Origin of the sequence: Tenacibaculum sp. (assembly GCF_048269885.1) — a bacterium.
Lineage (GTDB): Bacteria > Bacteroidota > Bacteroidia > Flavobacteriales > Flavobacteriaceae > Polaribacter.
Map to the genome: position 1 here is coordinate 1 of NZ_JBLWTZ010000001.1, position 26,443 is coordinate 26,443.

At 31.4% G+C, this 26,443-nt stretch carries 21 protein-coding genes; 12 read left to right on the plus strand and 9 right to left on the minus strand.

The features are described from left to right. Positions 1–68: 68 nt before the first annotated feature. The 4 genes from ACN0WY_RS00005 to ACN0WY_RS00020 form a co-directional block, all read right to left on the minus strand. A complete protein-coding gene (locus tag ACN0WY_RS00005) occupies positions 69–953 on the minus strand; it encodes a class I SAM-dependent methyltransferase (protein WP_417799147.1) in 885 nt (294 codons plus the stop codon). 91 nt (positions 954–1,044) lie between these two features. Beyond that, positions 1,045–2,922, minus strand: a complete 1,878-nt coding sequence (gene mnmG / locus ACN0WY_RS00010; RefSeq protein WP_417799148.1) for a tRNA uridine-5-carboxymethylaminomethyl(34) synthesis enzyme MnmG — start codon at positions 2,920–2,922, stop codon at positions 1,045–1,047. Positions 2,923–2,952: 30 nt separating this feature from the next. After that, a complete protein-coding gene (gene ybeY, locus ACN0WY_RS00015; protein ID WP_330487699.1) occupies positions 2,953–3,369 on the minus strand; it encodes an rRNA maturation RNase YbeY in 417 nt (138 codons plus the stop codon). 88 nt (positions 3,370–3,457) lie between these two features. Continuing rightward, the gene (locus tag ACN0WY_RS00020) at positions 3,458–6,742 is read right to left on the minus strand and encodes a DUF4175 family protein (RefSeq protein ID WP_417799149.1); all 3,285 of its coding nucleotides are present in this window, start codon (positions 6,740–6,742) and stop codon (positions 3,458–3,460) included. A 202-nt stretch (positions 6,743–6,944) separates the two neighbouring features. Here ACN0WY_RS00020 and ACN0WY_RS00025 point away from each other — a divergent pair, with 202 nt between their 5' ends. The 3 genes from ACN0WY_RS00025 to gltX all read left to right on the plus strand — a co-directional run bounded on the left by ACN0WY_RS00025 (position 6,945) and on the right by gltX (position 10,001). Further along, the gene (locus tag ACN0WY_RS00025; RefSeq protein ID WP_330487697.1) at positions 6,945–7,178 is read left to right on the plus strand and encodes a hypothetical protein; all 234 of its coding nucleotides are present in this window, start codon (positions 6,945–6,947) and stop codon (positions 7,176–7,178) included. 127 nt (positions 7,179–7,305) lie between these two features. Further along, entirely contained in the window at positions 7,306–8,151 is an 846-nt protein-coding gene (locus ACN0WY_RS00030) for a hypothetical protein (protein WP_417799150.1), read from the plus strand. A gap of 332 nt (positions 8,152–8,483) precedes the next feature. Beyond that, positions 8,484–10,001 carry a glutamate--tRNA ligase gene (gltX, locus tag ACN0WY_RS00035; protein ID WP_330487695.1) on the plus strand — a complete coding sequence of 506 codons (1,518 nt, stop codon included), beginning with the start codon at positions 8,484–8,486 and terminating at the stop codon, positions 9,999–10,001. Between the two features lie 51 nt (positions 10,002–10,052). Here the strand turns inward: gltX and ACN0WY_RS00040 are convergent, their stop codons facing one another. Then, positions 10,053–10,646: a hypothetical protein gene (locus ACN0WY_RS00040; RefSeq protein ID WP_330487694.1), complete on the minus strand. Its 594-nt coding sequence runs from the start codon at positions 10,644–10,646 to the stop codon at positions 10,053–10,055. 56 nt (positions 10,647–10,702) lie between these two features. Then, a complete protein-coding gene (locus ACN0WY_RS00045; protein WP_330487693.1) occupies positions 10,703–11,137 on the minus strand; it encodes a TerB family tellurite resistance protein in 435 nt (144 codons plus the stop codon). A 404-nt stretch (positions 11,138–11,541) separates the two neighbouring features. On the opposite strand from ACN0WY_RS00045, the gene ACN0WY_RS00050 reads away from it, so the two are divergent. Both ACN0WY_RS00050 and ACN0WY_RS00055 read left to right on the plus strand, forming a co-directional pair. After that, on the plus strand, positions 11,542–12,048 hold the full coding sequence (locus tag ACN0WY_RS00050) for a nuclear transport factor 2 family protein (RefSeq protein ID WP_330487692.1): 507 nt from the start codon (positions 11,542–11,544) through the stop codon (positions 12,046–12,048). Positions 12,049–12,408: 360 nt separating this feature from the next. Beyond that, positions 12,409–13,638 (plus strand): RNA methylase, encoded by a 1,230-nt coding sequence (locus ACN0WY_RS00055; protein WP_417799151.1) that lies wholly within the window; start codon positions 12,409–12,411, stop codon positions 13,636–13,638. A gap of 66 nt (positions 13,639–13,704) precedes the next feature. Here the strand turns inward: ACN0WY_RS00055 and ACN0WY_RS00060 are convergent, their stop codons facing one another. The 3 genes from ACN0WY_RS00060 to ACN0WY_RS00070 form a co-directional block, all read right to left on the minus strand. Next, entirely contained in the window at positions 13,705–14,424 is a 720-nt protein-coding gene (locus ACN0WY_RS00060; protein ID WP_417799152.1) for a hypothetical protein, read from the minus strand. 96 nt (positions 14,425–14,520) lie between these two features. Next, positions 14,521–15,261, minus strand: a complete 741-nt coding sequence (locus tag ACN0WY_RS00065) for a LytTR family DNA-binding domain-containing protein (protein ID WP_330487689.1) — start codon at positions 15,259–15,261, stop codon at positions 14,521–14,523. Positions 15,262–15,263: 2 nt separating this feature from the next. Continuing rightward, entirely contained in the window at positions 15,264–17,096 is a 1,833-nt protein-coding gene (locus ACN0WY_RS00070; RefSeq protein WP_417799153.1) for a histidine kinase, read from the minus strand. 203 nt (positions 17,097–17,299) lie between these two features. Between ACN0WY_RS00070 and ACN0WY_RS00075 the strand changes: the two genes are divergently transcribed. The 7 genes from ACN0WY_RS00075 to ACN0WY_RS00105 all read left to right on the plus strand — a co-directional run bounded on the left by ACN0WY_RS00075 (position 17,300) and on the right by ACN0WY_RS00105 (position 26,190). Continuing rightward, positions 17,300–17,461: a hypothetical protein gene (locus tag ACN0WY_RS00075; protein WP_417799154.1), complete on the plus strand. Its 162-nt coding sequence runs from the start codon at positions 17,300–17,302 to the stop codon at positions 17,459–17,461. Between the two features lie 62 nt (positions 17,462–17,523). Next, the gene (locus tag ACN0WY_RS00080; protein ID WP_330487686.1) at positions 17,524–17,736 is read left to right on the plus strand and encodes a hypothetical protein; all 213 of its coding nucleotides are present in this window, start codon (positions 17,524–17,526) and stop codon (positions 17,734–17,736) included. 453 nt (positions 17,737–18,189) lie between these two features. Beyond that, on the plus strand, positions 18,190–19,026 hold the full coding sequence (locus tag ACN0WY_RS00085; RefSeq protein WP_417799155.1) for a DNA adenine methylase: 837 nt from the start codon (positions 18,190–18,192) through the stop codon (positions 19,024–19,026). Continuing rightward, positions 19,027–21,381, plus strand: coding sequence for a DGQHR domain-containing protein (locus ACN0WY_RS00090; protein ID WP_417799156.1), 2,355 nt, complete (start codon positions 19,027–19,029; stop codon positions 21,379–21,381). It begins immediately after the preceding gene. A 177-nt stretch (positions 21,382–21,558) separates the two neighbouring features. Continuing rightward, positions 21,559–21,978 (plus strand): hypothetical protein, encoded by a 420-nt coding sequence (locus ACN0WY_RS00095; protein WP_417799157.1) that lies wholly within the window; start codon positions 21,559–21,561, stop codon positions 21,976–21,978. 101 nt (positions 21,979–22,079) lie between these two features. Beyond that, a complete protein-coding gene (gene mfd, locus ACN0WY_RS00100; protein WP_417799158.1) occupies positions 22,080–25,439 on the plus strand; it encodes a transcription-repair coupling factor in 3,360 nt (1,119 codons plus the stop codon). 457 nt (positions 25,440–25,896) lie between these two features. Then, positions 25,897–26,190: a GIY-YIG nuclease family protein gene (locus tag ACN0WY_RS00105; RefSeq protein WP_417799159.1), complete on the plus strand. Its 294-nt coding sequence runs from the start codon at positions 25,897–25,899 to the stop codon at positions 26,188–26,190. Positions 26,191–26,443: the final 253 nt, after the last annotated feature.

Below are 26,443 nucleotides of genomic sequence, written 5' to 3' on the forward strand. Positions count from 1 at the left end.
TTATATTTTAGTAAGGTATTTATATGGTTTACTATTTTTAAAGCGTTAAAATAGCTTTAAATTAAGTTTTAGCTGTTTTTTAAGATAAATATTAAAGAAGAATATTCACCTGAACGATTTGCTTTTATATTTGACTTTAATCCCGTAAAAAAAGCATGTATAGGTCTTGCTTTTTTTGTCTTGTATTTTTCAGATAGTAGGGAAACATAAAAAGAATCAAATTTCATAGGAAGTATTTTTTCTACCTTCATTTCAACCAAAGAAAATAGTTTTGACATGGCTGTTTTTGAAAAATGCCATAAATGTCTTGGAACATCATAAGCAGCCCAAAATTCTTTGTAATGTTTAGCATCGAAACTTTTATAATTAGGAACGGCAATAATTAACACTCCTTTTGGTTTTAAAAGCGATTTTAATTGTTGTACGTATGCTGTTAAATTAGGAATGTGTTCTAATACATGCCAAAGTGTAATAACATCAAATTGCTCATTTTCTAATTTTAGAATATCTTCTAAAAGATATATCTTTTTATTCTTAGCAACAGCCCTTGCTTTTTCTGAAGGTTCAACACCTGTAATATTCCAGCCTCCGTTTTCACATATTTTTAAAAAATCGCCAGTACCGGCACCAACATCTAAAATTGATTTATTTTCTGTTTTAAAAGAATTAATCAATTTTAGTTTCTTTTTTAAGGTGTAGTTTTTTACAAATTGATATGTTTTATCAAAAAGAGTGATTTTACTATCTGTATGTGAAATATATTCTTCACTTGCATAATATTTTTCTAAGTTATTAGGTACAGGTGAAGTTACTAGCATGTCGTAATCTTCATTTATCATTACCTCATAACTCTCTTTCGATACCGTATGATCAATACAGTTTAAAAAAGGTTTTAAGTTCTTATAGAACTCTTTATCTGTAATCAAATTAATAAATTGTGTTGAATGTTCCACAAGGAACATCAGTTTTGTTTGAACAATTATACATAAAAAAATAAAACGTTCCACATGGAACATTTTATTTTTTGTAAATCTAAATTAAAAATTATCTACCCATGTAAACCAGTAAAACCGATATATCGCTTGGCGATACTCCACTTATTCTACTTGCTTGTGAGATGGTTGTAGGTTGTATTTTAGATAGTTTTTCTCTCGCCTCAAAGGATAAAGATTTTACTTTACTATAATCAAAAGTAGCGGGAATAGGCACGTTTTCTAACCTGTTTAATTTATCAGCATTGTTTTTTTCTTTTTCAATGTAACCCGAATATTTTAAGTGGATTTCAACTTGCTCTATTATTTCATTATCAATTTTGTTTTCTTGAATATAGTTTTCAAGTTTATCAATAGATCTAAAATCAGAAAACGTTAATTGAGGCCTAGCAGCAATTTTATACAATTTCATAGATTGGTTAATTGTTGCTAAATTTTTACTTTCTAAAATAGGATTGATTTCTTCTTTGCTTACGCTTAATCCTTTTATATAATCGATTAAGTTTTTAGTTTTATTTCTCTTCTCTTCTACTCTATTCATTCTTTCTTGAGAAGCCAATCCTAATTTATAAGCTTTTTCTGTTAAACGCAAATCGGCATTATCTTGTCTTAATAATGTTCTATACTCAGCACGAGAAGTAAACATTCGATACGGTTCTTCTGTCCCCTTAGTAATTAAATCATCAATTAAAACTCCAATATAAGCTTCACTTCTTTTTAAGATAAATGGTTCTTTATTTTGGGTTTTTAAAGCTGCATTCACACCTGCCATTAAACCTTGAGCCGCTGCTTCTTCATAACCTGTTGTACCGTTAATTTGACCAGCAAAAAATAAGTTATTAATTAACTTAGTTTCTAAGTTGTGTTTTAATTGTGTAGGTGGAAAATAATCGTATTCAATAGCATAACCGTACCTGAAAAATTTTACGTTTTCAAATCCAGGAATCGAACGTATGGCTCTGTCTTGAATGTCTTCTGGAAGCGATGTAGAAAATCCATTTACATAAATTTCTACGGTATTCCATCCTTCAGGTTCGACAAAAATTTGATGACGTTCTTTCTCTGCAAAACGATTAATCTTATCTTCTACAGATGGACAATAACGTGGTCCTGTAGATTTAATTCTACCATTAAACATAGGGGAACGCTCAAATCCCTCTCGAAGTAAATCGTGTACTTCTGGATTGGTGTAAGTGAGGTAACAAGAGCGTTGTTTTGCCAACGGTTTTGTTAGGGGTAAATAAGAGAATTTTTCTGGAGTATCGTCACCAGGTTGTTCAGTCATTTTAGAATAATCTAATGAACGACCATCAACACGAGGAGGGGTTCCTGTTTTCATTCTACCAGCTTCAAAACCTTTGGCAACTAAATCTTCAGTAATACCTGTTGAAGCTCCTTCTCCTGCTCTACCTCCACCAAATGTTTTTTCACCTATATGAATCAATCCATTTAAAAAAGTACCCGCGGTTACAATTACTGTTTTGGCTTTTATTTCTAAACCTAGAGCTGTTTTTACTCCTGTAATTTTATCACCTTCAAACACTAACCCATTCACAGAATCTTGATAAAAATCTAAGTTCTCAGTTTGCTCTAACATGGTTCTCCAGCATTCGGCAAATTGCATTCTGTCTGATTGAGCTCTTGGACTCCACATAGCAGGCCCTTTAGATTTATTTAGCATTTTAAACTGAATTGCAGTCTTGTCAGTTACAATACCGCTATACCCCCCAAGCGCATCAATTTCACGAACTATTTGCCCTTTTGCAATTCCACCCATAGCAGGATTACAACTCATTTGAGCAATGTTTTGTAAGTTCATTGTAAGTAACAAAGTGTGTGCTCCCATGTTTGCACTAGCTGCTGCTGCTTCGCTACCAGCATGTCCACCTCCTACTACAATTACATCGTATGTTGTATTAAATAAACTCATTTTTTATAATCAGTTCCACGTGGAACTCTTTTATTTTTTATCTAAAATTTCTAAACATTCATTTTCTTTAGAGCGCATAATTTGCTTCTCTTCATCAGTCTTATCTTTGTATTTCATATAATGTAAAATACCATGAATTATTACGCGATGTAATTCATTTTCAAACGAAGTATCAAACTCCTTTGCATTCTCTTCTACTCTTTCTACTGAAATAAAAATATCACCCCCAACTAACTTACCTAATGTGTAATCAAAACTGATAATATCTGTTAAGGTATCGTGTTGTAAAAACTCTATATTTATTTTATGTAAATAAGCGTCATCACAAAAAATATAGTTGATTTCTCCCAATTCAAAACCTTCTCTTTCTATACATTCTTGTATCCATTTAGAAGTGTTTTCTTCATTGTTTAATTGAAACTCGGTTTCGTAATTAAATGCAATCATTTCTTTATATCAAATACTATTGTTATTATTTCTTTAACTCAATTAAAAAGCAACAGTATTTAATATAATTTAAAGGCTTTTTAATAGGCTATTTCTTATCCTTCGGAAGGCTAAAGTACTCTTGCACCTTCTTTTTGTAATTTTGGCGCAAAGGTAGTGATTGTCTGTTTAATATCTCAGTTTGGTTATAAAACAACTTTTTAAACTTCAATTCCTTAGTTGTATTGTTATTAAACTCTTGTAAATTGGTGTTCGATTTACGTTGTTTTTCTCTATTTTGTTCGAATGTAGCCTTGTCTAATTTAAGTAACTCGTAGTGTAGCTGCTGCATTCTATTAAGGCTCTCTTGCCTAAATCCTTTTTCTAAAATCTCATTTTCTAGCTCTTCCATCTTCTTTAATGCTTTCTTCGCTTCTTTATTAGCACCGTTTCCTTCTTTAATAGCATTTTCTAATTGTTCTCTTAATAGAGATTGCTCTTTGTAAATTTGATATAATTCACCATCTAAATCATCATTTTGTTCCCCGTTTTGTCCCTCTTTATCACCTTTATTTTTTCCATCTTTTGGGCTTCCTTGATTTTTCTTTTGCATACCTTGTTTCATCTTCTCCATTAATTCATTTTGCTTTTGAATGATGTCTGGCAAGCTAAACGATTTACCTTTCCCCTTCCCTTTTCCATTTCCAGGTTTAGGATTTTGCATAGCGTCTAAAGTATTACTCAACATATCTGCTAATGTATTTGCTGAAGTCATTACATACTGTTGATTAGAAATTCCATTTTGAAAATAATTATCTGCAAAATTTTCTAAAGATTGATCTAAATTATAATGCGCTTGTGCTAGGTGATCTTGAATCGTTGATGAAATACTAGGAACTCGCATTGAAAGTACAAATAAACTATCATCAATATGTTCAAAATAGGTTTTAAGCTGGTGTTGTTTTTGAAGGTTTTTACCAAAGTTTGGATGTGATGAATTAGCGGAAGAAAACTCATCCATCAAAGCTTCCTGATCAAATGAAAAAGTAATAAGGTTTTCTAATATTTGACGTAAACCTTCCATATTTTCTTCTTCCATTTCTGCACTCATTGATTGCATTGATTGTTGCATCTTCTGACTCATTTGCTGCATTTTTTTAGCAGCCTCTTTTTGATTTTTCTTTGTTTCAGAAGCGTTATTCTTATCTAAATTTTCTTCAGCTTTCTTGAGTTCTTCTTGAGTTTGTTTTTCTAAATCTTCCATAGAAGGCATTTCCATGGGGCGTTTTAAAGCTTGATTATCTTTTTCTAAATCATCTAACTCTTTCTTTGCTTTTTGAAACTCTTCATTAATTTGTTGCTGTTCTTCTTTACTAGCTTCTTTGTTACTTAACTCCTCTTGTTTTTTTGATAAATCATCGAGTTTAGTTGCTAATTGATTCATCTTTTGTTCTACATAAAAGCGTTTAGTCATTTCTAAAATACGTTCCAAACTACGTTCCTGTTGTTTGTTTTGTTCAGCCAGTTCTTTTGTCTTTTTAATTAAATCTTCTTTCTTAAGTTTATCTGCTAGTTGGTGTAATTCATCTAATAATTTTTGTTGCTTTTCTAACTTCTTAAGTTCTTCAATACGCTTTTTAAGGTTTTCTTTTTTCTGCTCAAGACTTTCATTTTCCTCTTTCTTTTCAGAAAAATTCTCTTGTAATTTTTGTGTCTGACGTTGCATCATTTGCTTGTATTGCTCTTGACGCTTTATTAAATTCTGAATTTTCTTTTGATCGTTCCAGTTGATATTCTTTTTGTTTTGTAAATCAAACTGAATTTTCTCTAAATCTTTCTTACTTTTTTGTTGTTGATCTAGTGAGTTAGTTATGTTTTCTATGTAGTTTTTTTGTTCTTGTAATAGCTCTTCTTCTATTTCATCTTCTGTTTTTTGTCGGTAGCTAAACTTTTTACTCATGGCTTTTTTACTACCATTTACAACATCATTATCATATACTTGAAAGTACATTTCATAGTCTATTCCCTCTTTTAAATCTAAATTTCCAGGAAATTCAAAATAAAAGGTTTGAATGTTTTCTTTAGTTATGTTAATTAATTGATTGTCAGTATTTTGATTGTTGTTTTTATCGTAATAAATCAATTCTAACCTCTTAAAACCATAATCATCAGCAATTTGACCTACAAACTGTGCATTTCCTCTTGCAATACTATCAATATTTGAATTTACATTAATAGTTGGATATTCATCTTTAGTAACACTTATAGAAAATTGCAATTGTTCGTAATCTATTAGGTTTTTGTTAGATGTTGTAATTTGATAATTCGTAGTGTTTAGTACACGTTTCGTAAACTCAAATTCATTGTTTTCTTTTTGTTTAAAAATTGTTCTTTTTTCTTTTTCTATAAAGGTAACTGTATCGGTTTCAGAAGTTTTTACGTCCCATTTTATAATTGTTCCTTGTGGAACATTTAAGTTTCCTGTGTTGTTAATTCTTTCAGAAGCTTTGCCTATATATGACGGATAGGTTAGGTTTAATGAGATATTTTGAATGGAAGGAGTTTTAATAATTGTTATACTATACTCATTAGATTCAATTCCGTTGGCACTTGCATAAAATAAGATGGGATGTTGAACTTCAGAAAACGTATATGAAAACAAACCATTTCCTTCATTTTCCATAAAGTATTGCTGATTGTTAAAATGAATTTTGGTTTCCTGTGGTATCACCTCCCCTTCGGTTTGTATGTACACCGTTATGTCTTTTCCTTTAATAACACGTAAATCTTTTGCTGTTAAATTAAAATAAAAGGGAGCTGGAGGAGTATACGCTACCGAATAATTTACTACGCGATTAAAACTTTGAGAGAGTTTAGAAGAGGTACCTGTGAGCATAGAAATTCCCCAAATAAGCACAGGAATCAAGGCGTATTTTAAATATGCTTTATTTGCACGAAAATCAATAGCTCTGTTAAAAGAAACTGGCTGCAATTCTTTCGATTTTTGCTCAATACTGGCAACTAATAAATCCGATTGCTGATTGTTTTGTTCTAATTGTAAAACATTTAATAATTTGTCTTTTACTTCAGGAAAGTGATTTCCGATGATTTTAGAAGCCTCTTCAAAAGAAATACCTTTTTGTAAGCCTGCAATTTTAAAAATAGGAAAACAAATAAAACGAAAAAATAAGAATACTTCTACCGCAATAAATAACCAAAATAAAATAGTTCTAGCCGTTGGTTGTAACCATAAAAAGTATTCAACAAACAGCGTGAAGAGCAAATAAATTAATCCTAACGAAACAAACAAAATGCTTCCTTTTATCAATTCATTTGTGTAAAACCTCTTACTAAACTGCTTTAGTTTTTGCTGTATTTTATTAAAATTTCCCATATCTAAGTATAAAAATACATGTTTTATGAGAAAATCTTAGTTAAAGATTTATTTAAACACTTCTATTTCATTAATAAACTACTTTATATAACCTATGCAAGGTGAAAAAATAAGGATTTACCATACCTTTTATAAGGTAAAAAAGACAATGAGTATTTAAAGTTGAATTAAATTGCTAGTGCTAATTTTAAAAACATTAACAATGTTACAAAACATTTCAAATTTAGGAACACTACTAAATAAAGTAGCGCAACAAAACATTAACGGAGGTTTCTTTTCTGGAACGAACGAATGTGATATTACAGGATGTCATGAAAGTTACCCAGGAGGAAGTGGGTATGTTGGTCGTGGCGAAGGAAATCCATGTGCATTTGATACCCCTACAGGTGTAAGTTGTGTTGGAATTATACAAAACGATTTATGTTGTATAAGTTAAAAACGAATATCACAGAGCAGTATTTACTTAAATACTGCTTTTTTAAAGAGTAATAAAAAAATGCTAAATAATATGTCTTTTGTAAGGAATCTAAGCTTTTGCAAACTAATACAAAAAATATTTTAGTATGAAACAACTAGTTTTACCAGCATTGTTTTTAATTACATTTAATGCTTTTTCTCAAAGTCCGTGGACAAAAAATAAAAATGAAGGATATCTTCAAGCTTCTTTTACTACTATTGGAAGTTATGATAAAATTTATGGGAATCCAGATTATAAACCCCAACGAGAAATAACCGATAATACATTACAACTATACGGAGAATATGGAGTAACAGACAAAACAACATTCTTTGCTACCATTCCGTTAAAAATGATAAAAACGGGCGATTTTACCGAAGATATGTCTGTTATTTTTCCTTCTTTTACTATTGATGAAGCTTCTGAAACTTTATTAGGAAATATTCAATTAGGAATAAAACACAACTTTTCTAATAATAAATGGTTGTTATCAGGACAACTTTCTATTGAAGCGAATACAAGCAGTTATCAAGAAAATTCAGGAATACGAAGTGGTTATGATGCGTGGACATTCACACCGTTATTTTTAACAGGAAGAGGTTTTGATTCATGGTATATACAAGCATTTACAGGATTTGATATTAGAACAAATAACTATAGTTCTAACTATAAATTAGGAGGAGAAATAGGTTACAAAGCTCTAAATTGGTTGTGGGTAGCAGGCTTTTTAGACGGTGTTGCCTCTTTAAAAAATGGTGATGTAGTATTGCCTCAAGAAAACCTAGCTACAGGCTTGTATGTAAACAATCAAAGCTATGCTGCTTTTGGATTAAAACTTATAGGAGAGTTCAATAAATCTTTTGGAGCTAATGTTGGGTTTGGAGGTGCTTTTTCGGGAAGAAATGTGGCCAAAGCCCCAGCATTGAGTTTCGGATTGTATCATAAATTTTAGAAAGTAAAAGACCTCTTACTTATTTTAAGACAAAAGTATGGGCTTTTAAAATTCAATTCAAATTGCTCGTATTAATTTTAAAAACGATACAGTTCTTAGGCAGTATTTCAAATTTAAATCTAGGCATTAACTAAACAGGGTCGTTTTGGACTTATGAGGAGTCAGTACGACCAAGATTGTTCAAGAAACGTTATATTACTTTCTATAAAGCCTATCAATATAAATAACAGTTAAAAAAGCGAGTTTAACTCGCTTTTTTTCTTTTTTCTCTTTCCTCCTTTTTCTTTTCTATTAACATACAACTATCTTTGCGCTTTCAAATCAATAAAAAAATGACTGAGAACGTAAGAGTACGCTTTGCTCCGAGTCCGACAGGACCTTTACACATAGGTGGTGTAAGAACTGCTTTATTCAATTATTTATTTGCTAAAAAACATAACGGAACCTTTGTTTTACGTATAGAAGATACAGATCAAACCCGTTATGTAGCCAATGCAGAACAATATATCATCAATTCGTTAGAGTGGTGTACTATTCCATTTGATGAAGGTCCAGGTAAAAACGAAAAATTCGGACCTTACCGTCAGTCAGAACGTAAAGATTTGTATAAAAAATACGCAGATCAACTAATTGAAACTGGTTGGGCATATTATGCTTTTGATACAGCTGAAGAACTAGATGCACATCGTAAAGATCACGAAGAAAAAGGAAAAACCTTTATCTACAATTGGCATAATCGTCAAAAATTAAACAATTCCTTGGCTCTTTCTGCTGATGAAGTTACAGCTAAGATTAATGCAGGAGAAAAATTTGTGATTCGTTTTAAAACGCCACAAGATGAAACGTTGATTTTACAAGATGAAATCCGCGGTACCATAAAAGTAGAAACAAACACCTTAGACGATAAAGTATTGTTTAAATCTGACGGTATGCCAACGTATCACCTAGCAAATATTGTAGATGACCATTTAATGGAAATTTCACATGTAATTCGTGGAGAAGAGTGGTTACCTTCTCTTCCACTCCATGAATTATTATATCGAGCATTTGAATGGAAAGCACCTAAATTTGCACACTTACCATTAATTTTAAAACCAGTAGGAAAAGGAAAATTAAGTAAGCGCGATGGTGATAAACTTGGTTTTCCAGTATTTCCGTTAGCATATACCAACGAACAAACAGGAGATGTTTCACGTGGATACAAAGAAGACGGATACTTTGCTGATGCATTTATCAATATGTTAGCATTCTTAGGATGGAATCCAGGAACAGAACAAGAAATTTTTAGTTTAGAAGAATTAACAGAAGCGTTCGATTTAGCGCGTGTGAGTAAATCAGGAGCGAAGTTTAATCCAGATAAAACCAACTGGTTTAATCAACAGTATTTACAACAAAAGGACAACGAAGAACTTACAGCGTTGTTTTTACCAATTCTTAAGAAAAAGGGAATAACGGCAGATAAAGATTGCGTAAAAAAAGTAGTTTCTTTAATAAAAGAGCGTGCGACGTTTGTCGCTGATTTTTGGGAGTTATCTAGCTTTTTCTTTGAAAACCCTTCAGAATACGAAGCGAAAGCGGTTAAAAAGCAATGGAAAGACACTACAAGTGAATTAATGCAAGAACTCATTCAAGTGATTTCTAAAATTGAAGATTTTTCAGTTGAAAATGCACAGACTGAAATTAAAGGCTGGATTACCTCAAAAGAAATAGGCTTTGGTAAAGTAATGCAACCCCTACGTTTAAGTTTGGTAGGAAAGCTAGCGGGCCCAGATTTGTTTGATATTATGACAATGATAGGTAAGCAAACCACGATTACTAGAATACAAAACGCGATAAACGAACTATCATAAAAATAAAAAAGCCGCTATTTAAGCGGCTTTTTTTATATATTAAATAGCGGTTTAAAACATACAACCTCCTAAATGTTTGGCAGCATTACGACCACTATTAGCACTACCGTTATTCCAGTTTAACTTAAATACAACACCCAATGTTCCTTGAATATGTGAACGCATACTTTCATATCCCTCAAAAGAATGTTTGTAGTATAGTTGAGGATTAATACCTACTTTATCACTAACCCAGTAAATTCCACCACCTCCAATATTTAATGTAGGAGTCATTTTACGTTCAGAATCAACCAAACTACCCCCTACAAAAACATAAGGAGCTAGCTTATTAAATACGGCATTAAAATTATAACGAAATGAAGCATCCATAGAGAAATACTTAGCAGAATTAGAAATAAACCCAACATCATCAATAGTATTAAACGACATGGCACCGTCTAAAGAAAAGCGATCACCTATAGGCATGGTTAAACTCAATGTAGGAACTTGAAACAAGTATTGATCACCAATATAAGCAGCATCACTTTCGTTAAATTTAGTTATTCCAAAACCTACACCTATTTGCCAAGAGTCGTTTAAATTTTGTGAAAAAACGGAAGTTGTTAAACAAGTAAAGATTGCTATGAATAAGATTTTATGTTTCATCGGGAGAATAGTGTTTAGAGTAATAACTGGTTTAATAAGTTTTTAGTATAATTAAGTTAATTGGCATTTACTTTTTTAATAGCTGCGGTAAAATCATCCAAGTCGTTATTGTTTAAAATTAAATGAACGGCTTCATCACAAACTTTTTCAGCATTTTCTGTAGAGAAGTGTAAAGCAATAGCAATCTTACGAAGTATCCCCACTTCTTCTTTGGCTACATCTTCATCTGCAAAAATCATCTTGGTTAAAAGAAACAAACGTTCAATACGCTCATCATAACTAACAGGAGCATTTATTGGAAACTTTTCTGGATTTTTTAAAATAAGTTTGTACTCTTCTTCACTAATGTTTAATTTTTTAGCAGCTCGGTCTAATAACAACTGTTCTCCTTCTGAAATAATTCCATCAGTTTCAGCAATTTTTACCACACTAGCAAAGTGCCCTATTTCTTGTTTGTGTTTTCCGCTTGAATATAAATCTGATATTGACATAATTTTTTGTTTTTTATGATTGAAAGTAAGTAGTATTTATTTTTAGAAGTAAAATTTAAATAAAGTCATATAAATACCGCCGAAAGTTAACAATTCTAACCAAAAACAAAGTATTATTTTTTTTTATTGTAATTAAAAAACACATAAAATCTATTAATAAAAAACAGTGTTTTTTTATCTGTTTTAAAGAGTTTTTATTTTTAACTAATACAAATACTTATGGAAGCTGCTTTTAATCCTTTAAAATAGCGATTATACGGGTTTCAATAAAAAAGATAGAGAAAAAAATAAAAGAATAAACAATATTTATAAAGTTTTAAAAAAGAATCAATAAAATTTAAAATAGTTTTACTCTTGAAAAATGATTAACTTGTTAACAAACGAATTTTTAATCTTATCAAAAAATGAAAACGGTATATACTATTTTAATTTTTTTAGTTTCGGTAACGCTGAGCTTTTCACAACATAAGCAAGAAATAGAAAAAGAGGTTAATGAACAAATATGGAAACCGTTTAAAAAATCTTTTGAAACCAGAGATTGGAAATCTTTCAATCGTTTGCATTCTGATGAAGTCTTACGTGTAAATAAATATGGAATTCGTACAGGAGCCGAATACAAAAACTCAATTGAAGTATCTTATCAAAAACCAACAACCAAAAAGCGACAAATCGATTTTTGTTTCAATCAAAGAACTTACAAAGAAAATACAGGTTACGAAGTAGGGTATTACCGAGTTATATATACTGAAAAAGATAAAGAATCTCGCATAGTGTATGGTAGGTTTCACGTGGTATTAAATAAAAAGAATGGTACTTGGTTAATTGCACAAGATTGGGATACTGACACCATGAATGGAAAGTTAATTACCAAAGAAGATTTTGAATCGGGTAGCTGCTTAAATACAAAATAATCACCATCAGTTACGTCATTGCAAGCCTTTCAATTGTTGTACAAAACAGGTCATGTTAAAGCAATTTTTAAGTAGAACGCTCTCAACAAACAAATTACCTTATCGCACCCTTTTGTAAGGCCTTTGAGTTGACATTTTAATCGTAGAAGGAAATCGTAAAAGTTCATTAGAGCTAGCTCTTATTTAAGATAGTCAGAAACATCCTAAAAAGCATCCAATGCACAACTAAAAGGCTTCTTGATGGTTCACTTAAATCATAAGAAGGTTGAACTGGTATAACTGAGTAAAATAAAGGAATAAAAGCATAAAAAGGACCTTGAAAATTTCTTATTTTTACGATACAAGCTTTAAAACCCGTCTATGAACAACGAGAAAAATTCCGAAACGTGGAAAAAACTCTACCAAAACTCACAAGAACTCACCAAACCAACTTCGATAGATAATCTCCTATCTGATGACGATCTAACCTTCTTAAAACAAGAATTAAAAAACATCATCAATCGGTTTTTAGACAAAGGAGAATTGCATAAAGGCATTAAAGTATATATAAACCACGAGCTTCAAAACGGAATTGCTGAAGAAATGGCAGCCAATAGACCCGAAGAAAATGAAAGCATTGAGCAATGGTGTGTAAAACTATTCGGAAATCAAAAATTCGGAGTTGTTTTCAATAGTTTAGAAAGCTTTAGCAATGAATTTACCGAGAGAATGTGCCATATTGTTGCTCCACTACTTGAAAAAGCAGGAATGCCTTTGGGCGGACTCTCTTTTTTATTTTTTATGGGCAACTATGGTTTTACCCCTTTCGGAATTCATAAAGAAGCCAAAGGAGAAGAAGGTTTTTTGTTTCATTTAGGCCCCAACCCTAAAGATTTTTATACTTGGGATATTGAAGAATACAACCAAATAGAACACAATACTCAGGTGTTCCACGAGGTAGATGCAATGTTACCAACATCTACAACATATCCGTTAAAAGCAAAATCGGCCATGTTTATTCCGCATCATGTATATCATATTGCCAAAACCGATGAATTTTCGTTGAGTGTGGTAATGGATTATATCAATCCGTCGAGAGACTATTTAGAAAAAACAATTGCCACACAAATAGCCTCAAAAGAGTTACCAAAAAATCCGAAAGTAGGATATTTACCACCAGTAGATATCAACACCGATGAATTGGATTGGAATAGCTTATTAAACCGTGAAACGTGGGAACAGCAATACCAAAAAACACTTACAAAATACATAACGAAACTAAAAAGTAACGCAGGAGTTTTACAACCTTCAATACCTGAAAACAAAGAAGGTTTACCCAATCCGCCGTTTCAAATTACGGGAAAAACAATTTTCCCGTTGATGATACATACAGAAAACACAGAGAAAACTTGCATTATAGCAAGAGGAAATGAGGTTATTGTTAGCAACAACTCACAGTTAAACACACTTATAGAGAAACTAAATACAGGAGAAACCCTACATTTTGATGAATTACAAAAGGCCCTCACTCCTACTTGGGAATTGATGGATGTATTTGATTTTGTAAGTCAGTTAGCACGAACTGAAGCGATTGTTATTTGTAAGGAATAAGGTTGTGTTTTTATATTTTGTTATTACTGATGTAAATATTTTTCTCACAATTACTTTAAAAATCTACTAACCTTTGCTATTTCTTAAGGTTAAAATTAAAGAAGTAGTTAACTCTTGTAAGTAGTTAAAATTAGAAGGAATAAAAACACCATTACTACTAGTTAAAGAAACTCCATCATCATATAAGTTGGTACTTAGCGACCATAAATTTATAATACGATCTTTATCATTAAGATAATTGGTAAAACTACTATAGTTGTATAAAATCAACTTATTAGGAATATAAACCTCCCAGTCATAGGAGTTGTGTATATAATAATAATACAAACTATAGTCATTTAAAACGTCGTAGCCCCTTTCTAAAGGATCTGGTTCTGGAGATGATATGGGGTGTGTAGGCTCTCCTTCAGGATCTGTTCCCCTATTATAATTACCATATTGTTGCTTAAATGCAATTTCAAACGCATTTCTATTATTTTCTAACAAAGTTCTAAGGCTAACTTTTAAAGACTTTCCAGTATATAACCTGTAAAAGTATTCCCTTGCATCTTCGTTTTCTATTAATGTACGCCCAATTAAAAAAGAAGTCATATACATCATATTATGAACTTCTTGGGGTTGTAGTACAATAGGAATGTTGGTTACAATACCAGAAGTGTTTTTAGAAGCAATAATATTAACGATATCGTTTTCAACAGTATTTGATAGATGAATATTTTCAGTTTCCTCATTGCAAGACATGCATGCTAAAAGCACACTAAAACACATAATTTGTAAATACCTCATACTCTTATTTTTTTAGTTTAAATCAACTAAAAATAGCAAACGTATGTAAATTATTATCGAAGAATTCAAATTTGCAAGGAACAAATGCTAAAACGTTTATTTCTTAAAAAGAATTTGCAAAACTTCATCTTTTCTTCTGGTAGCTACAGGAATATTGTATCCATTTTTAGTTACTAAAAAGCCCTCATTAAGGTATTTGGTAACGTAAGAGGTATTTATAATATATGATTGATGACACTTTAAAAAGAATTGGCTGTTTAATAAGGGCTGAATTTTTTTCAAAGGCTTTGAAACAACTATGTGTTCATTGTTTAAATAAAAAGTAGTATAATTTCCGTCGGATTTACAATAAATAATATCTTTAAAATCAACTAAATGTTGCGCTTCTAAAGTTTTTAATACAATTTTATTATGAATATTATTTGTGTAGTAGTTGTTAGCAACTGTTACTAAATGTTCTTTGGTTTTTAACTTACGATGGTTGTGGATGGCTTTTTTAACAGCAGTTTTTAGTTCATCATTATCAATGGGTTTTAATAAATAATCTAAAGCTCCAAGTTTAATCGCCTTAATAGCATGAGAGTCATATCCGGTAACAAAAATAATATCGAAATTTAACTCAGGTAAAACAGCTAAAATGTCAAAGCTTGAGCCATCACCCAAATCAATATCCATAAAAACAAGATCTGGGCTATGTGTAAGGATAGATTTTATACCTTCTTTTACTGAAGAGGCTTCATCTATAATACTAATTTGTTGTTGAAAACCTTTAGTTAACAACTGCTTAAGCTCATCTCTAACATGCTTTTCATCTTCAATAATTAATCCTTTTAACATATTTATAATTCTATATATGGAATTGTTAATTCAACGCTAACCCCGCGTTTACCAGTAGTTGCTAATTTGTTTGTTATCAAAACTTCTTTACCCGTCATCTTGGTTAGAAACTGATTAATTAAATTAATAGATGATTCTTTAGGATTCTTTTTTTTCTTAAAACCAACACCATTATCATCAATAACACATACAAGGTATTCTTTTTTACAAGAAATTTCAATATCTAATTCTCCTTTACAATCTAGTTTTCCAAAGCCGTGAATAATGGTATTCTCAACAAAGGGCTGTAATAGCATAGGAGGAATATGCAACTCGTTTGCTGTTACAATATTATTTTTTAAAGTATAATTAAACCTGTCAGGAAAACGAAACTGTTGCAGTTCAATATAATCTTGTAGCGATTGTAATTCATCTTCTAAAGGAACATAATCTTTGGTAGAATTATCAAAGACTGTTCGCAAGAGTCTCGAAAACTTAACAATATAGTTAGCATAATGTGTTTTATTATTTTCAACCCCTTGTTTTATGAGACCTAAGCTGTTAAAAATAAAATGTGGATTCATTTGTGAACGCAACAAACGTTGTTGTAACAAGAAATTTTGTTTTTCAATTGTAAACCTTCGTTGTTTGTAAAAATTTAAAACAAATATGCTAAGAGCAACAATTACTAATAATAACAACAATAAAAGGTATTGGTTGCGTTGTAGCATAATACTTTTAATTTCAGCTTTATTCTTTTCGAGTTGTAATGTTTTTTCTTTTTCGTAAGACTCTTGCAAAACCCGAAGTTCGTTATTGATTCGACTATTATAATTCTTCTCTAAGTACAAAAGAAGAGAATCTAATTTAGGCATCACAATATCAATACCTTCTTGCTGTTTGTAAGCAATTTCTAAGGTTGTTTTTAAAATTTCTTTTGTATCAACAAAAGCAACATCTACCAATCCAATATCAAAAATCAAACCAATATACTTTTCAGCATTTTTATAATCGTTTAACTTAAAATAAGTAGTAGATAAATTAAGGTATGTGTTAATTAACCGCTGAGAACCTGATTGTTTTGAAAGTTTTTTAGAAAAAAACAAGGCTTTTTTATAAGGAACAATAGCCTTATGGTATTCCTTTTTTTGATTGTAAGCATACCCTTGAGCACTATATAATTGATACTTAGTTTTGGAGTTTAAGAGTTGCTCATAAGGAAGAACTTTATGAAGCTCTTGAGTCGCTTTTAGAGGCTTGGATAAACTGCTGTATAAGGTTGCATTGTCTATTACAGAAATTAAATAATTAACAGTGTCTTTGTTTTTTAAATAAAGTGTAGCCGCTTTTTTACTAGCAAGCAAAGCCTCTTCATATTTTTTTAAAGCCTTTTTTACCTGTTGCTTGTTACTATACACATAGGCCTTTTTTGCATAATCTGTGGGATCTAATAAAGAATTTAGTTTTTCATTAATACCCGCAGCATTTAAATAATCATTTTTTATTGTAAAATACATAGCATATAAGGCTCTGAAATACAAAAGTTCTCTATTGTTTTTAATTTTTTCTGATGCAAACGAAGTTGCATAAATTAAATCACTAATGGCTTCGTCATGCTTTTGCAGTTTATAATTAAAGCGGGAAGACATATAGGCGTATTCAGCCTTTAAAGAATCGGAAAGATGATTGGTAGGAATTTTTTTAAGCTCTTTTAAGTAAAAGAGTAATGAGTCTTTAGAAATGCCTTCTTTGGTTTTTTTGTAGTAAAAGTTAGGAGGTTTAGAAATAGTATTTAAAGACTTTTTCTTACAAGCAAATACCACACAAAACAATAACAAACAATAAACCTTTTTCATTTTCCTTTATAATAACCGAAGCTAAAATTAACAAAATTTATAGAAGACGATAAAAAGTAGTCATCCATTAACTTAATATTAGCATTTACAAAAAAGTAGAGTAAACGATTATGAATCGGTTACTTACAAATTTGAAATAGTTAAAAAGTAATTGTTAAGGCTGCTACTTTAGTGGAGAAATAAAACCTTAACACTTTTTAATTATGAATACAATTATAGCCCAATTAGGCACTGTTTTAAACAAAACAACACAAAAATCAATCAACGGGGGTGGACGTGTTGTTTGTGTTGGAACTTGCATTAATATACATGGAGGATTACCACACTGTGTTCCCTGCGGAAATGAAGAACCTCCAAAAGAATAAAAACAGACATCATCTTTGACGGTCTATAAATAGCTCAAAGACTCATTAAAAATTAAATACAAATGAAAAAAACAATTTTAAACTTAGGAACTGTTTTAGGTAAAACAGCCCAAAAAGAAATTCTAGGAGGATTTAAAACCCAAGCATGCTATACAGATAGTGATTGCTGTAATTTTCAACACAACTCATCGTATGGTTATGTATGTGAGTTACAAGGAGGAGATACAGGTATTTGTGTCCCTGGAATCTTTGGTGAAAATCCATGCGGACTATAATCTAAACCAACAGAAAAAGAAGGTGTTTGAAAAAACACCTTTTTTTATACAAACTTTTTTCTACAGAACAACAGTTTCCTTTGTGGTATCATTTCGAGCCATAGCGATAAACCGTAAGATTCAGTGTAGCTAAATCTCATTCAATACTCTTAAAAGCTACACCCCCCTTACAAACTCACACACAAATAAATACCCCTTGCCTCCCTCCTCTTTTTTTACTATGTTTAACAGGCTAAAAAAGTAAAAAGTAGTACTACCCCTTATCTCAACTATTTTTTTATTTAAAAAGTAACAACAAACACTTCTTTATGGGTTGCCGTAAAGGTTTATGGTTAAATATGTATATATATGCAAATGAAACATATATCTTTACAGGAGATATAAAAGTTGTATGAGAAAAAGCTATGAGATTTATGTAAATAAGTTGTGTTAGACTTAATAAGCTAAAGAAAGTTGACAACAGATAAAAAAAATAAAATAACGAAGCCTTTTTTAAGATGGGCAGGAGGAAAAACATGGCTAACAAAACACATTGATGACCATATTCCTAAAACCTTTAATGATTATTATGAACCATTTTTAGGAGGTGGTTCAATTTTCTTTTATTTAAAATCAAAAGGATATATAAAGAACAAGGCTTATTTATCAGATTCTAATGCTGAGTTAATAAATACTTATAAAGTTTTAAAAAGTAGACCAAATGAACTCTTTGATATTCTTAAATCACATTTTGATACTGAAGAAGAATATTACAGGATAAGGGAATTACAATTGACAAATGATGTTGAAAAAGCTGCTCAATTTCTATATTTAAATAAAACTTCTTTCAATGGAATATATAGAGTAAATAGAAAAGGAAAGTATAATGTTCCTTACGGGAAAAGAAATTTGAAAAAGCTATATGATTTTAATCATTTAAAAAAGGTTTCTGAAAGTTTGAAAGGTGCCTTTTTATCAACTTTAGATTTTAAAGAAAGATGTAAAACTATAAAAGAAAATGATTTTGTTTTTATTGATCCACCTTATACTGTTGCACATGAAAATAATGGGTTTGTTCAGTATAACCAATCCATTTTTTCTTGGGAAAATCAAGAGCAACTTTCAAATCTTACTGACGATATAAAAAATAAAAACGGATTTTTTATTATTACAAATGCTAAGCATGATAGTATAGAAGAATTATACAAAACAAGTGCTCAAAAACAATTTTCAAGATCTTCTACTGTTGGAGGTAAAGGAGCAAAGAGGGCTAAATATAGAGAAATTATTATCACAAATATAAATAAATAAATGGCTTTTTTAAAAGATTATCAAGTACAAGAAATAAAAGGAAAGCTACTTAATGATAAATCAATTCTTGGAAAACTTTATAAAGCTAAAAGGAGTGAATATCAAGTAATAAGTGTTGATCATTCTTTGGTAGAAGATTATGAAAAGAAAGGTTGGGAAACTTTTGGAAAACCTCTAAAAACTAAAACTAAGCTTCGAAAAAGGAAAAAACATTCAAAACAATTTGAAGATGATGTCTGGTGTCAGTTTTACAATTTAGGATATAGACATTTAAATTTTGATGAAAACTTTATTCTCCCATTTTCAAAAAATCCAGGTGACAAAAAACAAATTGATGTAATCGCTATAAATGATGAGACAATTTTTTTAATTGAGTGTAAATCAAGTGAAAAACAAACATCAGCAAGATTATTAAAAGATGAATTTGATTTGTTAGGCATAAGGTTGGATGGCTTCAAAAAAGCTCTTTGGCAGATCTTTGGAAAAGAAAGAAAAATCAAATATATCTTTGCTACAAGAAATTTAAGAATACCCGTAAACAGTACCCACTTAGAAAGGTTAGAAAATACTAACTCTTTCTATTACAATAATAACACTTACGATTATGTAAATAGTCTTATTAAGAATTATAAGAATGCTGCTTTTTACCAGTTTCTTGGTTTAGTTTTTAAAAACGAACTAATTAACAATAAAAAAATAGAGATTCCAGCAGTAAAAGGTAAAATGGGAAAAAAGGAATATTATATGTTCTCTATTGAACCTTCTTTACTTCTAAAAATGGGTTTCATTTTACATCGAACAAGAGCTAATGAATCAGAATTCCCTACCTATCAAAGGCTTTTAGTTCCTAGTAGATTAGGAAAAATAACTAAATACATTGACGATGGTGGTTATTTTCCTAATTCAATTATTATAAATTTTAATGCTAAAAAGCGTAAAATTATTTTTGAGCCTAATTCAAAAGAAACAAACTCAAATTCTTGTTCAGGAACTTTAAAAATACCTAACTCATATGGTATTGCTTATATCATAGACGGTCAACATAGAGTATATGGATATGCTAACTCTCTTTTTAAAGAAAATAATACAATTCCTGTAGTTGGTTTTGTAAGTTTAGATACCATAGAACAACTTGAGATTTTTATGGATATTAATGAAAATCAAAAAGCAGTTAGCCCCAGTTTAAGGTTAGATCTAGCCGAAGATTTAAATTGGGATTCTGATCGAGCAGATTCTAGACTTCTTGCCTTAAAGTCTTCCATTACCAAAAACATAGCAAATTCAGAATCAAGCCCACTTTTCAATAAAATTTCAGTTGGAGAAGATAAAGCACTTCTTACATTTAAACCATTTATGACAGCTTTGAACGTTTCTGGCTTATTACCAATAGCTAAAGGAAATAAATACAACCCAGATTCTCTAGTTGGCTCACTATATGACACCAATAATCAAGATCACAATCAAGAAATGTTAAGGGCAAAAAAGAAAATAGTTGACTATATAATTTCGTGTTATGATTTTGTTGAACAAACCTTCCCTGATATATTCAATAAAGAAAAATACTTCATAGTATCAAATAGAGGAACATTCGCATTTATTTCAATTATTGGAAGTCTAAATAAATTTGTGACAGAAAAAGGTTTAGTAGATAAAAGCACTAGCAATAATGAAAGGTTTAATACTATAAAACCTTATTTAGAAATTCTAATGACTAGCCTTAAAAATTTATCTAATGAAGAAGCATCAAAACACTTAACACTTTTAGGTGCAGGTGCAGATACAAAATGGTTACGCTTTTTTCAAAATCTTATTAACTCAAAATTTAGTGAATATAATCCTATTGAATTAATTGATTGGAAAGAAAGACAAAATGAAGTTTATCAAGATAAAGGTCGCCAATATGTTAAAGTGGTAGAAAGACATATGAAAAAAGTTGTATTGGATAACATAAAAGTACTTTTTGGTAAAAACTGGGAACTTGAAATAAACAAAATAAAAACTGCTTGTCAAGAAAGAGCAAATAATGAAAATGAGAAAAATTATAAAGAAGGAATTGACAAAAGAGTTGAGTGGACTGAAATGTTTAATATAAATGATTACAAGGTAATTATTGAAAAATATTGGTCTAAAAAACCTGAAGAAGAAAATGCAGATTTTAAAACTTTTCAAGAACACTTTTCTATAGACATTGGTCAAGGAAAAAACAAAAAAGATGTTTTGAAATGGATTTCTTTGTTTAATTCTTACCGAAATCATTTGGCTCATGAAGGATCAAAAGAAAAAGGAATAAATAAAAAAGAGGTTGATTTTTTAGAAAATATTTATAAGAACTTTTTTGATGAACATTATAATTAGCTTTTTCCAGTAAAAAACAAACCTTCCACACAAAAAATAATCCTCGTACATTTGCGTAAAATTTTTGTACGTTGAGTAAATAATCTATTGTAAATCTGCTTCAAAAAGACACTTACTAACACAGTTTTGAGTATTTATTTACTTTTCTAAAGCAGTAATCACTCTATATAACAAACCATGAAAACTATTTTTTACGAAGAAATAAGCCACCTTAAAAAAGTAGAGGAAAAAGAAGGTATTGAAAATACAAGACAACGACTTGGTAAAAAAGAAATTCGCAAACTTAGAATGTACTATGAGAATTTGCCCGTAGAATATATTGATTTTTTAAAAAATATTGGAGCTGGAAGTTTTAGAGAAAAGACATTCAGAATATATGAAGGGGTATTTTATTTAGAAGAACTGGGTATTTATCCCTCGATTGATGTGAATGACAAGATAAAGTTTTTTGGAGATGATTATGAAGATGAATATTTTGGGTTTGATTTAAAAACTAAAGACTGTTTAGTTATTGAATATTCTCCAGGGGTTGATGAAACTATTCACGAAACAGGCAAAACCTTTAAAGAGTATATTAGAGAGAAAATATTTGAATAAAAAAGCATTTTCCACTTCATCAAATAACATAAGTAAGAGTTAAAAAACAAAATTCCCACACAAAAAATAATCCTCGTACATTTGCGTAAAATTTTTGTACGTTGAGCAAGCAAGCAATTGTAAACCAATACCAACAATCTGAGAATGTAAAACAGATTGTTCATCAGCTTCAACAAGATCCACACCATTTTCAAATAACGAATTTGGTCGGTTCTTCGTTGTCTTTTGTCATTTCCGAAACTTTTAAACAAGCCGATAAACCTTACTTGTTAATTTGTAACGACAAGGAAGAAGCTGCTTATTATCTAAACGATTTAGAGCAGTTATTGGGCGATAAAAACGTGTTGTTTTATCCGGGTTCGTATCGCAGACCGTATCAGATAGAAGAAACTGACAACGCCAATGTACTCTTGCGTTCTGAGGTGTTAAACCGTATCAATTCGCGTAAAAAACCTGCGATTATTGTTACCTATCCTACTGCCCTTTTCGAAAAAGTAGTCACAAAAAAGGAACTGGAAAAAAACACGCTAAAAGTCGTAGTGGGTGAGCAAGTATCGCTCGATTTTGTCAACGAAGTACTGTTTGAATATCATTTTAAACGTGTCGATTTTGTAACCGAACCAGGAGAGTTTTCAGTACGTGGTGGAATTATCGATGTATTTTCGTTTTCTCACGACGAACCCTATCGTATTGAGTTTTTTGGTGATGAGGTAGACAGCATCCGAACGTTTGATGTAGAAACGCAACTTTCTAAAGAAAAACTGAAGAAAGTGAGTATTATGCCCAATGTAGAAAACAAAACATTGCAGGAATCGCGAGAAAGCTTTTTAAAATACATCTGGTCTAAAACGGCTGTTTTTGTGAAGAATGTAGACTTATTAAGCGATTCGTTGGATAAATTCTACCGAAAAGCAGAACTGTCGTTTAACGAATTATCTACCGAAATCAAACACGCAAAACCCGAAGAATTGTTTTGCAACGGAGAGCTGATTCGTAATCAACTACAAGATTTTACATTAGCACATTTGTCATCTCGAGCGGAAGCGAGAGACCTCACAGAAATAAGTTTTAATACTCACCCCCAACCCTCTTTTAACAAAAAATTCGATCTGTTAATTCAGAATTTCAATGAATTTTCGGCCAAAGGATTTACCAATTATATTTTATGTTCTAACGAACAGCAAGCACAACGCTTCCACGATATTTTTGATGACCACGAAGAAGCTGGTGCTGAGCGTAGTCGAAGTAAAGTTTCGTATGAAACCATTGTGTTTCCGTTGTATCAAGGATTTGTGGATATTGATAGTAAAATTGTTTGTTATACCGATCATCAAATCTTTGAGCGTTATTACAAATTCCGACTTAAAAACGGATACGCGAAAAAGCAATCGATTACGCTACAAGAGCTTACTAAATTAGATGTAGGTGATTATGTAACACACATCGACCACGGAATTGGAAAGTTTGGCGGACTCCAAAAAATTGATGTAGAAGGTAAAAAGCAAGAAGCCATTAAGTTAATTTATGGCGACCGCGATATTTTATACGTAAGTATTCACTCGCTACACAAAATTTCCAAGTTTAACGGAAAAGACGGGAAACCGCCTAAAGTATATAAACTAGGGTCGAATGCTTGGAAAAAAGTCAAGCAAAAAACTAAAGCCCGTGTAAAACATATTGCGTTCAACTTAATTCAGTTATACGCAAAACGTAAGTTACAAAGGGGATTTGCTTTCGGACCCGATACACATATGCAACACGAGTTGGAAGCGAGTTTCTTATACGAAGATACACCCGATCAGTTCTCTTCTACCCAAGAGGTAAAAGCCGATATGGAAAAAGAACAACCGATGGATCGTTTGGTGTGTGGTGATGTTGGTTTTGGAAAAACAGAAATAGCCATTAGAGCGGCTTTTAAAGCAGTAGATAACGGAAAACAGGTTGCGGTACTTGTACCAACCACGGTTTTGGCATTTCAGCATTTTAAAACGTTTTCTAAGCGATTAAAAGACTTTCCGGTTACGATTGATTACCTAAACCGTTTTAGAACCACAAAACAGCGTAAAGGCGTGTTAGAAGGGGTTGCTGATGGAAGTGTAGATATTGTGATAGGAACGCATCAATTAACCAATAAAGCAGTTCAGTTTAAAGATCTTGGATTGTTGGTTATTGATGAAGAACAAAAATTTGGAGTAGCAGCGAAAGACAAACTAAAAACCATTAAAGAAAACGTAGATACATTGACCTTAACGGCAACGCCGATACCGCGTACTTTGCAGTTTAGTTTGATGGCGGCGCGAGATTTATCGGTAATTAAAACACCACCACCCAACCGTCACCCCATAGAAACCAATGTAATTCGCTTTAGCGAAGAAACGATTCGCGATGCGATTTCGTACGAAATTTCTCGTGGTGGACAGGTATTTTTTATCCATAACCGTATTGAAAATATCAAAGAGGTAGCAGGATTATTGCAACGTTTAGTACCAAGTGCAAAAATTGGTATTGGTCACGGACAAATGGAAGGGAAAAAGTTAGAAGAACTCATGCTTGGTTTTATGAACAATGAGTTTGATGTACTAGTGTCAACGACCATTATTGAAAGTGGATTGGATGTACCGAATGCCAATACGATTTTCATCAATAACGCCAATAATTTTGGGTTGTCGGATTTACACCAAATGCGTGGTCGTGTAGGGCGTTCGAACAAAAAAGCCTTCTGTTATTTTATCACACCACCGTATCATCACATGACTGATGATGCGCGTAAGCGAATTCAAGCATTAGAACTGTTTTCTGATTTAGGAAGCGGATTGAACATTGCCATGAAAGACTTGGAAATTCGTGGTGCTGGAGATTTATTAGGAGGTGAACAAAGCGGATTTATCAACGATATTGGGTTTGATACCTACCAGAAAATCTTACATGAAGCGATTGAAGAACTGAAAGAAAATGAGTTTAAAGACTTATATCCTACGGATGAAAATGCACCAAAAGAGTATGTAAAAGAGGTACAAATTGATACCGATTTTGAAATTCTGTTCCCAGATGATTATGTGAATTCGGTTACCGAACGGTTGAGTTTATACAACAAATTAGGAACCTTAACTACGGAAGAAGAATTACAAACCTTTGAGACCGAAATTATCGACCGTTTTGGAGAGTATCCAACGCAAGTGGCCGATTTATTAGACAGTGTTCGTATCAAATGGTTGGCGAAAGAATTAGGTTTAGAAAAAGTGATTTTAAAGCAAAAACGATTAATTGGATATTTTGTATCTGATCAGCAAAGTGCTTTTTACCAAACCGAAGCATTTACCAAAATGTTGAGGTATGTACAGCACAATCCGAAGAGTTGTGTAATGAAAGAAAAGAAAACCAAAAATGGATTGCGCTTACTCATCACGTTTATTAAAATTGATAGTGTACACAAGGCGTTAGAAACCTTACAGAAAGTATAAAACGTCATTCCTCGCTCGCAATGACGGTACAAAGAAGTTGTCAGTTCGAGTGGTTTTCACGATTGGAATGAGAGAAAATAGTATCGAGAACTAGTTTGTATGCACCTCGATACAAATGTCTTTCTTCTATCGAAAAAGAAATTCACTCGATGTGACAATGTAAACTCATAACAAAAAGATTGCTTGATTTCCACTTCGATTGCACTTAGTGTCTATTTGCAATTAAGGAAGAAGTTGTCTGTTCGAGTGGTTTTCACGATTAGAATGAGTGAAAATTGTATCGAGAACTAGTTTATATGCATCTCGATACAAATTTCTTTTCTCTATCGAAAAAGAAATTCACTCGATGTGACAATTAAACTCATAACCAAAATATGGGCACGCTCCCTTAGCAATGACGGAATAAAGAATTGTTATTCTTGTAAAAAGGGTAACTAATTCGTTGATAAATTTTAAAATGAAAATATACTTTGTTTACATATTACAATGTTCAGACAAAACCTATTATACAGGAGTAACTTCAAACCTATCACAACGAATATTTCAACACCAAAACGGAACTTTTAAAGATAGCTATACTTCAAAAAGAAGACCTGTTTCATTAGTTTTTTATTGTGAGTTTACTAACGTAGAAATGGCTATTGAAAAAGAAAAACAAATTAAAAAATGGTCAAGAGCAAAAAAAGAATCTCTTATAAATAATGAGTTTGAAAAACTACCTAATTTAGCAAAGAAGAAGTTTAATAATTAAGCCTTGTCTGTTCGAGTGGTTTTCACGATTGGAATGAGAGAAAATTGTATCGAGAACTAGTTTATATGCATCTCGATACAAATTTCTTTCCTCTATCGAAAAAGAAATTCACTCGATGTGACAATGTAAACTCACGATTTAAAGATTGCTTGATTTCCACTTCGATTGTACTTAGTGTCCATTTGTAATTAAGGAAGAAGTTGTCAGTTCGACCATAGGGAGAAATCTCATCCAAAGGAGTAACTCATATTCT

Excerpts from the sequence above, each read along its gene's own strand:
- ACN0WY_RS00060 (WP_417799152.1), bottom strand. The coding sequence starts at position 14,424 with ATGAGGTATTTACAAATTATGTGTTTTAGTGTGCTTTTAGCATGCATG.
- ACN0WY_RS00070 (WP_417799153.1), bottom strand. The coding sequence starts at position 17,096 with ATGAAAAAGGTTTATTGTTTGTTATTGTTTTGTGTGGTATTTGCTTGT.
- ACN0WY_RS00050 (WP_330487692.1), top strand. The coding sequence starts at position 11,542 with ATGAAAACGGTATATACTATTTTAATTTTTTTAGTTTCGGTAACGCTG.
- gltX (WP_330487695.1), top strand. The coding sequence starts at position 8,484 with ATGACTGAGAACGTAAGAGTACGCTTTGCTCCGAGTCCGACAGGACCT.
- ybeY (WP_330487699.1), bottom strand. The coding sequence starts at position 3,369 with ATGATTGCATTTAATTACGAAACCGAGTTTCAATTAAACAATGAAGAA.
- ACN0WY_RS00025 (WP_330487697.1), top strand. The coding sequence starts at position 6,945 with ATGTTACAAAACATTTCAAATTTAGGAACACTACTAAATAAAGTAGCG.
- ACN0WY_RS00065 (WP_330487689.1), bottom strand. The coding sequence starts at position 15,261 with ATGTTAAAAGGATTAATTATTGAAGATGAAAAGCATGTTAGAGATGAG.
- ACN0WY_RS00075 (WP_417799154.1), top strand. The coding sequence starts at position 17,300 with ATGAATACAATTATAGCCCAATTAGGCACTGTTTTAAACAAAACAACA.
- ACN0WY_RS00095 (WP_417799157.1), top strand. The coding sequence starts at position 21,559 with ATGAAAACTATTTTTTACGAAGAAATAAGCCACCTTAAAAAAGTAGAG.
- ACN0WY_RS00105 (WP_417799159.1), top strand. The coding sequence starts at position 25,897 with ATGAAAATATACTTTGTTTACATATTACAATGTTCAGACAAAACCTAT.
- ACN0WY_RS00090 (WP_417799156.1), top strand. The coding sequence starts at position 19,027 with ATGGCTTTTTTAAAAGATTATCAAGTACAAGAAATAAAAGGAAAGCTA.
- ACN0WY_RS00030 (WP_417799150.1), top strand. The coding sequence starts at position 7,306 with ATGAAACAACTAGTTTTACCAGCATTGTTTTTAATTACATTTAATGCT.
- mnmG (WP_417799148.1), bottom strand. The coding sequence starts at position 2,922 with ATGAGTTTATTTAATACAACATACGATGTAATTGTAGTAGGAGGTGGA.
- ACN0WY_RS00020 (WP_417799149.1), bottom strand. The coding sequence starts at position 6,742 with ATGGGAAATTTTAATAAAATACAGCAAAAACTAAAGCAGTTTAGTAAG.
- ACN0WY_RS00045 (WP_330487693.1), bottom strand. The coding sequence starts at position 11,137 with ATGTCAATATCAGATTTATATTCAAGCGGAAAACACAAACAAGAAATA.
- ACN0WY_RS00055 (WP_417799151.1), top strand. The coding sequence starts at position 12,409 with ATGAACAACGAGAAAAATTCCGAAACGTGGAAAAAACTCTACCAAAAC.
- ACN0WY_RS00040 (WP_330487694.1), bottom strand. The coding sequence starts at position 10,646 with ATGAAACATAAAATCTTATTCATAGCAATCTTTACTTGTTTAACAACT.
- ACN0WY_RS00080 (WP_330487686.1), top strand. The coding sequence starts at position 17,524 with ATGAAAAAAACAATTTTAAACTTAGGAACTGTTTTAGGTAAAACAGCC.